The organism is Saccharomonospora halophila 8 (assembly GCF_000383775.1).
GTDB lineage: Bacteria > Actinomycetota > Actinomycetes > Mycobacteriales > Pseudonocardiaceae > Saccharomonospora > Saccharomonospora halophila.
The window spans coordinates 80,820-87,848 of the sequence record NZ_KB912506.1; the positions used below are offsets into that span (position 1 = coordinate 80,820).

A 7,029-nucleotide genomic window follows, 5' to 3' on the forward strand; every position below is an offset into this window, starting at 1 on the left:
CTGGTGCGGCGGTGCGGGCGCGCCGGGGCCGGCTCGGCGTCGTTCGGTGCGACGACGTTCGCGGCCGGAGCGCTGAAGGGCGTGCACAGGCCCGCGGGCCTGTCGTGCTGCCGCGGCACGAATTCAGAGTAGTCCACCGGTTCCTCGCTGGTCGTGTGGCTGAACCGCACGGGTGCCACGTCGGCGGAGGAGTCGGACTCGGTGGAGATGAATGTCGTCAAAAGAAAGATCAGTCCCTCGTCGTGGGGTGTCGACGGTTCGGCGGCCACGTGGCACGCGGACACCGCGACTCCGATCGCCGGGGACGACCGTCCGCCGCCGGGTATCCCCGGTGGCGGACGGCCTTCTCAGGCTGGGTCGAAGCGGGCTTCGCCTCAGAGCGCCTGGACGCCGGTGGCCTGCGGGCCCTTGGTGCCCTGGCCGACCGTGAAGGCGACGCGCTGGCCGTCGTCGAGGCTGCGGAAGCCGCGGCCCTCGATCTCGGAGTAGTGCACGAAGACGTCGCCGTCGCCCTCATCGGGGGCGATGAAGCCGAAGCCCTTTTCGCTGTTGAACCACTTCACGGTTCCCTGGGTCATGTGGTACCTCCGTAGAGCTCGAAGTGTGGTTTCTCGTGCGCCGCACGGGGCGGCCACGGGCAGCCGCAAGGTTCGAACGGCCACCACTCCAGCTACGCGAGGACAAGCGACACGCCCGCAACCGATTTCCGCGGACGTGAACGAACACGAACACGCAAAACTTGCGACTGTTCAGGGCAACACCCTGAGGTACCGGGTTGTTCCCGGCACGCCAGGCAGCCTACCGCACCACCCCGGGCGAGGAGTAGGCACCGTCGCACCACCCTCCCCATGCCCGCCACGGCATCTCTAACCGTCGCTGTTCCGGAAGCCGAAGCCGTCGGCGTGCCCGTTGCTCGCCGAGGCCTGCCGGTCGGCGTGCTCGTCGAGCAGGTCGCCCGCCTCGATGAGCCGCGCGGCCAGATCGTGCTGCCGGGTCACCGACACCCGCCCCGCCCGCAGCGCCTCGATGAGCTCGGCGAGTTCCCGGTGCGCGGCGATGAGGGCGCTCAGCACCGGCGACGTTCGTTCCTCCATCACATTCCACTCCTTCGAAGCCCCCCGAACGGACTACAGGTGCAGACAAAAGGAGGAGTCAGGTATGACGCACGGGCGTCCGTGACGCCCGTCATGACTACATCTGGTAACGATCACGTACGGGGCCACTCAGACGAGGTAACTGTGCTTACACTTGACCGCCCAACACGACCCCGACCGGCGTGAGGTGGCAGTGCGGCTATCCCGACTCCTCGTCCCCGCGTTCGTCCTCACGTTCACAGCACTGGCGCCGGCCACCGCCGCGGCACAGGGCGACGGGGTACCCCGCCCCCCGACCTTCCCCGCCCGTGCGGCACAGGCTCTCGTCGACGGCATCCAGTTCGGAGCGATCATCGCGATCACCGCCGTCGGGCTCTCGCTCGTCTTCGGCACGACGCATCTGATCAACTTTGCGCACGGTGAACTGGTCACCCTCGGCGCCGTCGTCGCCTTCTTCGTCAACGTCGCCGCCGCGGGGCCCGGCCTGCACATCGTCGCCGCGGCCGCGATCGCCGTCGTGGTCGGCGCGGTCATCGGGGCGATCGCGGAGATCGGGCTGTGGCGTCCGCTGCGCAGACGCGGCACCGGGATGATCAACGCGTTCATCGTTGCGATCGGACTGTCCCTGCTGCTTCGGCATCTCACGCTCGTGGTCTTCGGGAGTAGACCGGGCTCCTACCGGGAGTACGACCTCCAGGAGCCCCTCACCCTCGGCCCCGTGGGCATCACGCCCCGGGATCTCACGATCACGGTGCTGTCCGTGCTCGTGCTGGTCGGACTCGCCCTGCTGTTGCAGAAGACCCGCATCGGCACGGCCATCCGCGCGGTCTCGGCCGACCGGGACCTGGCCGAGGCCTCGGGCATCGACGTGCAGCGGGTGGTGCTGTTCGTGTGGCTGCTGGGTGGTGGCCTGGCCGCGCTCGGCGGGGTCTTCTTCGGACTCGCCGAGATCGTGACCTGGGACATGGGCTTCCGGCTGCTGCTGCTGATGATCGCCGGGATCATCCTCGGCGGACTCGGCTCGGCGTACGGGGCGATGGCCGGCAGCTTCGTCATCGGCATCGTCGCGCAGGGCTCCAGCCTCTGGTTCCCGATCGACCTGCAGAACGCCTGGGCCCTGCTCGCGCTCATCGTCGTCCTGCTGGTGCGACCGCAGGGGATCCTCGGCCGGCGGGAACGAGTGGGCTAGGCGGTAGACATGAACTGGGAACTCATCCTCTCCGACGCGCTGCGTGCCGGGATCGGGCCGATCGCGGCCGTGTACGCGCTGTCCGCCGTCGGCCTCAACCTGCACTTCGGCTACACCGGCCTGCTCAACTTCGGACAGGTCGCGTTCATGCTGGTGGGCGCCTACGGCGTCGCCGTCTCCGTCTCGACGTTCGGCCTGTCGCTGGCCGCCGGGGTGTTCGTCGGCCTCGCCTGTTCCGTGGTGCTGGCGCTGCTGTTGGGGCTGCCCACCCTCCGGTTGCGCGCCGAGTACCTCGCGATCGCCACCATCTCGGCGGGCGAGATCCTGCGGCTGTTCTACCGGTCCGAGTGGTCCGAGCCGATCACCGGCGGGGTGTTCGGCCTGCAGCAGTTCGCGAACGACTTCTACGCCGTCAATCCGTTCCCGCCGGACCAGTACCAGTTCCTGACGCTCATGTTCAGTGCCCGGGACGTGTGGGTGCTGACGGTGTCCTGGAGTCTGGTCGCCGTGGCCACACTGGTGGTCTGGTTGCTGGTGCGCAGCCCGTGGGGCCGCGTGCTACGCTCCGTGCGCGAGGACGAGGACGCGGTCCGCAGCCTCGGCAAGAGCGTCTACACGTACAAGATGGCCAGCCTGGTCTTCGGTGGTGCGCTGGGTTCGATCGCCGGCATGCTGCTGGCGATCCAGAACCAGTCGGTGAACCCGGACAGCTACGACCCCGTGGTCACCTTCTACCTGTACACGCTGCTGGTGCTCGGCGGCGCGGGACGGGTGTTCGGCCCGATTCTGGGGTCGGCCCTGTTCTGGGCGATCCTGACCTTCCTGGACAGCCTGCTGCGGGAGGCCATCTCGAACGGGATCATCCCCCCGACCGTGATCGACGAGTCCGAGGTCGGCGCGCTGCGGATGGCACTGGTCGGCCTGGGGCTGATGCTGCTCATGATCTTCCGGCCGCAAGGCATTCTCGGAAGTCGCAAGGAGATGCTGCTCGATGCCCGCTGAAACGCCCACCGGCGCCCCCGACGACCCGCCGGCCGCGATCCCGGCCGAACCCGGCATCGCCAAACCTGACCCGGCGCTGACCGCGGACGGGATCACGCGCGCCTTCGGCGGCCTCACCGCCGTCCACGTGGACCATCTCGAGATCCAGCGCGGCACGATCACCGCACTGATCGGCCCGAACGGGGCGGGCAAGAGCACCCTGTTCAACGTGCTGAGCGGGTTCGACCGCGCCGACGCGGGAACCTGGTCGTTCGGCGGGACCACGATCACGGGCAGACCCGCGCACCGCATCGCGCGGGAGGGTCTGGTGCGTACCTTCCAGCTCACCAGGACGTTGTCGAAGCTCTCGGTGCTGGACAACATGAAACTCGCCGCGCGGGGACAGCGCGGGGAACACATGCTGCTGTCCCTGCTCCCGCCGGTGTGGACCCGTCAGGAGAAGCGGATCGAACGGCGGGCCGACGAGCTGCTCGAACGGTTCCGGCTCGCGCACATGCGGAACGAGTACGCGGGAACGCTCTCCGGCGGCCAACGCAAGCTGCTGGAGCTGGCGCGGGCCCTGATGGCGCGTCCCGCGATGGTGATGCTGGACGAACCCATGGCCGGGGTGAATCCCGCACTGACCCAGTCGCTGCTGGGGCACATCACCGACCTGCGGGACGAGGGCCTGACCGTGTGCTTCGTCGAGCACGACATGGACGTCGTCATGGGTATCAGCGACTGGGTGGTGTGCATGGCGGAGGGCGGGGTGGTCGCGGAGGGACCGCCGGCCGCGGTCGGGGCGGACCCGGCCGTGATCGACGCCTACCTCGGCAGCCACCACGACGAACCGGGAGCGCGGGGAACGGAGGCCGACGATGAGTGAGCCCCTCCTGGTGGCCGACGAGGTGTACGCGGGCTACGTCCCCGGTGTGGACATCCTGCGCGGCTGTGGCCTCGAACTGGGCCCCGGCGAGATCGTCGGGATCATCGGACCGAACGGCGCGGGCAAGTCGACCCTGGTGAAGGCCGTGTTCGGGCTGCTGCGGGTACGCAGCGGAAGCGTGCGGTTCCGCGGGTCCGACCTGACCAACAAACCCGCGCACACGCTGGTCTCCCGCGGCCTCGGGTACGTGCCGCAGCGGGACAACGTGTTCTCCACCCTGACCGTGGAGGAGAACCTGCGGATGGGCACCTATCTGCGGCCGAAGGCCTTCACCGAACGCCGGGACTTCGTCGAGGAGCTGTTCCCGCTGCTCGGGCGGCGGCGTGGGCAGAAGGCCGACTCGCTGTCCGGCGGGGAGCGGCAGATGCTGGCGATGGCGCGGGCACTGATGATGCGGCCGGAGGTGCTCCTGCTCGACGAACCGTCGGCGGGACTGTCGCCGTTGTATCAGGACCAGGTGTTCGACCGGGTCCGACAGATCAACTCCGCGGGCGTGGCGGTGCTGATGGTCGAGCAGAACGCACGCCGGTGTCTGCAGATCTGCGACCGCGGGTACGTCCTCGACCAGGGCACCAACGCCTACACCGGCACCGGCGCGGACCTCCTGCACGACGAGAAGGTGATCGAGCTCTACCTGGGCACCCTCGCCCGCGCCCGCTGACCCGTCCCCGTACCCGGCCCGGGTTGTGCCGTGAAGGCCCCCTTGCCTGCGTTCGGTGCCGTGAAGGACTCCTTCACCGCGTCACACGCAGCGAAGGAGTCCTTCACGGCACACCGGCGACCGGGTGGGTCAGTCGACCGAGCCCTGCTTGGTCTCCAGGGTCTGGAGTTCGCCGTTGTCGTCGTAGGTGTAGACGTCGAACGTCGCGGTGCCGGGCTCACCGGCCTCCACGAAGTCGAGCGGCCCGCTGACACCGTCGTAGTCGATGTCGGTGCCCTCGTCGAGCAGCGCCTTGCAGTCGGCGAACGAGGTGCACTTCGCCCCGTCCCGGGTGACCCCGTTCATCTGGGACACGAACGCACCCGGGTCGTCGGACCCGGTCGCCTCGGCGGCGAGCGCGATGGTCGTCACACAGTCGTAGACCTGCGGCGCGAACTGCATCTCGGTGACCTCGGGCGCGAACTTCTTGAGCCGGGCGCTGTAGTCGTCGTTCTCGGCCGTCGGTGCCGTGCCCTTCATCCCCGCGATCAGTCCGGGGTCGTTCGGGGACACGAGGCCGGCCAGCTCGGCACTGCGGAGGCCGTCCGTGCCGTAGATGCCGATGTCCCGCGGACCCGCGCCCGCCTCCACCATGGCCTGCAGCACCTGCGCGCCCTCCTCGAACGCGACGACCAGCGCCGCGTCCGGCTCCGCGCCGCTGACCTGCTGCGCGACCTGGTCGAAGTTGGTGGCCTCGGGGTCGTAGGTCTCGGAGATCACGACCTCGGCACCCTGCTCCTCCAGCGCCGTCCTGGTCGCCTCCATCAGCCCCCGGCCGTAGTCGTCGGCGCGGGCGGCGATGGCGATCCGTTGGTGCCCGTCGCCGGTGATCACGTCGGCCAGCACCGGAGCCTGGAGATTGTCGCTCGGTGCGGTGCGGAAGTAGAAGCCGCCGTCGTTGTAGTCACTGAACGTCGCGGCGGTGTTCGAACCGGAGCACTGCACCACCCCGGAACCGGTGATGTTGTCGATGATCGCGAGCGACATCCCGGAGGCCGCCGCACCGATCACCGCGTCGACCCCGGAGGAGAGCACCCGGCGCGCGGAGTCGACCGCGACGCCGACCTGACCGGCCTCGTCGCTGCCCACGACCTCGGGGATCGGCTCGCCGAGCACCCCGCCCGCCTCGTTGATGTCCTGCACGGCCAATCCGACCGACTCGATCTGTGGTGGGCCGAGGAAGGCGAGCTGCCCCGTCTCCGGGAGCACGTACCCGAGATCGAGTACGCCGTTCCCACCGTCGCCGCCTCCTCCCTGCTGGTCTCCACCGGTCGCACACGCGGTGGCCACCAGCGCCGTCGCGCTCAGGAAGATCGCGGATCGCCACCAGGCCGATGCTCGCATCCTCCGCCTCCCATCATCCGGGTCCGTGGGCGGCCGGGCGGCGGTGTTCCCCCGCCCCCGGCTGTGCTTGCGAGAGTGCGAGACTAGATCGTTCGGCCCGTACCGGGAACACACCGCAGCGGATCGATACGTGCCGTTGACTTGCGGGCACGCTCACTCGCCCGGAGTATCGTCGCTGTAACGCCGGGTGAGCGGCCCGGACGACACGGAGGAGGTGCGGAAGTGGCCGGCCGACGCCTGCTCCACTGGCCCGAACGCTGGGCCGACCGGTTCGAGAGGCGTGGCGTCTACGTCCCGGGCGAGGACAGCCGGGGGCTCGACCCCTGGCGGGACTGGGGCTGGCTCATCGTGATCTGGCTCGCCGGCCTGGCCGTGTTCATCCTCGTCTTCGCGATCGCCGTCTGAGCGATCGCCGTCTGAGCGATCACAGTCCGAGGCCGCACCGGTGCCACACCCGGTCGGGCCCCTTCCGCCGTCACCACGGACACCGCAGGCCGGGTGCACATCACGACGAGGACACATCCCGGAACCGGATCTGCGACGACGCCCCGCCCCGGGTGGATCGCCCGAACCATGGCAGACACAGTAGGGGTGGCGGCGTGTGCGCCGCCGAACGGAGTAGCGAGACCGGACGATCGGACCAAGGAGTACGGCTGTGCGAACGCGAGGGCCTGTCGGCGTACTGTGCGCGGTGCTCGCGCTCACCGCCTGCGGCCCGTCCTCGGCCGACGACGCGGCATCCGGGGCACCGGCGGTCGGTGCCCCGGCGACGGGC

At 69.5% G+C, this 7,029-nt stretch carries 9 protein-coding genes; 5 read left to right on the forward strand and 4 right to left on the reverse strand.

What is annotated here, in order from left to right:
* The 3 genes from SACHA_RS25020 to SACHA_RS0106415 form a co-directional block, all read right to left on the reverse strand.
* The coding region (locus SACHA_RS25020; protein WP_198010105.1) for a hypothetical protein at positions 1–269 on the reverse strand (269 nt) is incomplete at its 3' end.
* A gap of 105 nt (positions 270–374) precedes the next feature.
* Positions 375–578 (reverse strand): cold-shock protein, encoded by a 204-nt coding sequence (locus SACHA_RS0106410; RefSeq protein ID WP_007024643.1) that lies wholly within the window; start codon positions 576–578, stop codon positions 375–377.
* A 288-nt stretch (positions 579–866) separates the two neighbouring features.
* Positions 867–1,094 (reverse strand): hypothetical protein, encoded by a 228-nt coding sequence (locus tag SACHA_RS0106415; RefSeq protein WP_019808106.1) that lies wholly within the window; start codon positions 1,092–1,094, stop codon positions 867–869.
* Positions 1,095–1,287: 193 nt separating this feature from the next.
* On the opposite strand from SACHA_RS0106415, the gene SACHA_RS20645 reads away from it, so the two are divergent.
* From SACHA_RS20645 to SACHA_RS0106435, 4 genes are read left to right on the forward strand one after another with little or no spacing between them, the layout of a single operon-like run.
* Entirely contained in the window at positions 1,288–2,283 is a 996-nt protein-coding gene (locus tag SACHA_RS20645; protein ID WP_083935793.1) for a branched-chain amino acid ABC transporter permease, read from the forward strand.
* Positions 2,284–2,292: 9 nt separating this feature from the next.
* The gene (locus SACHA_RS0106425) at positions 2,293–3,285 is read left to right on the forward strand and encodes a branched-chain amino acid ABC transporter permease (RefSeq protein WP_019808110.1); all 993 of its coding nucleotides are present in this window, start codon (positions 2,293–2,295) and stop codon (positions 3,283–3,285) included.
* The gene (locus tag SACHA_RS0106430; RefSeq protein ID WP_019808112.1) at positions 3,275–4,150 is read left to right on the forward strand and encodes an ABC transporter ATP-binding protein; all 876 of its coding nucleotides are present in this window, start codon (positions 3,275–3,277) and stop codon (positions 4,148–4,150) included. The genes SACHA_RS0106425 and SACHA_RS0106430 overlap by 11 nt, the downstream gene beginning before the upstream one ends.
* Positions 4,143–4,871, forward strand: a complete 729-nt coding sequence (locus SACHA_RS0106435) for an ABC transporter ATP-binding protein (protein WP_019808113.1) — start codon at positions 4,143–4,145, stop codon at positions 4,869–4,871. The genes SACHA_RS0106430 and SACHA_RS0106435 overlap by 8 nt, the downstream gene beginning before the upstream one ends.
* Before the next feature lie 129 nt (positions 4,872–5,000).
* Here SACHA_RS0106435 and SACHA_RS0106440 read toward each other — a convergent pair whose 3' ends face one another.
* Positions 5,001–6,254 (reverse strand): ABC transporter substrate-binding protein, encoded by a 1,254-nt coding sequence (locus tag SACHA_RS0106440; RefSeq protein ID WP_019808114.1) that lies wholly within the window; start codon positions 6,252–6,254, stop codon positions 5,001–5,003.
* A 222-nt stretch (positions 6,255–6,476) separates the two neighbouring features.
* Between SACHA_RS0106440 and SACHA_RS0106445 the strand changes: the two genes are divergently transcribed.
* The gene (locus SACHA_RS0106445) at positions 6,477–6,659 is read left to right on the forward strand and encodes a hypothetical protein (protein ID WP_019808115.1); all 183 of its coding nucleotides are present in this window, start codon (positions 6,477–6,479) and stop codon (positions 6,657–6,659) included.
* Positions 6,660–7,029 lie beyond the last annotated feature (370 nt).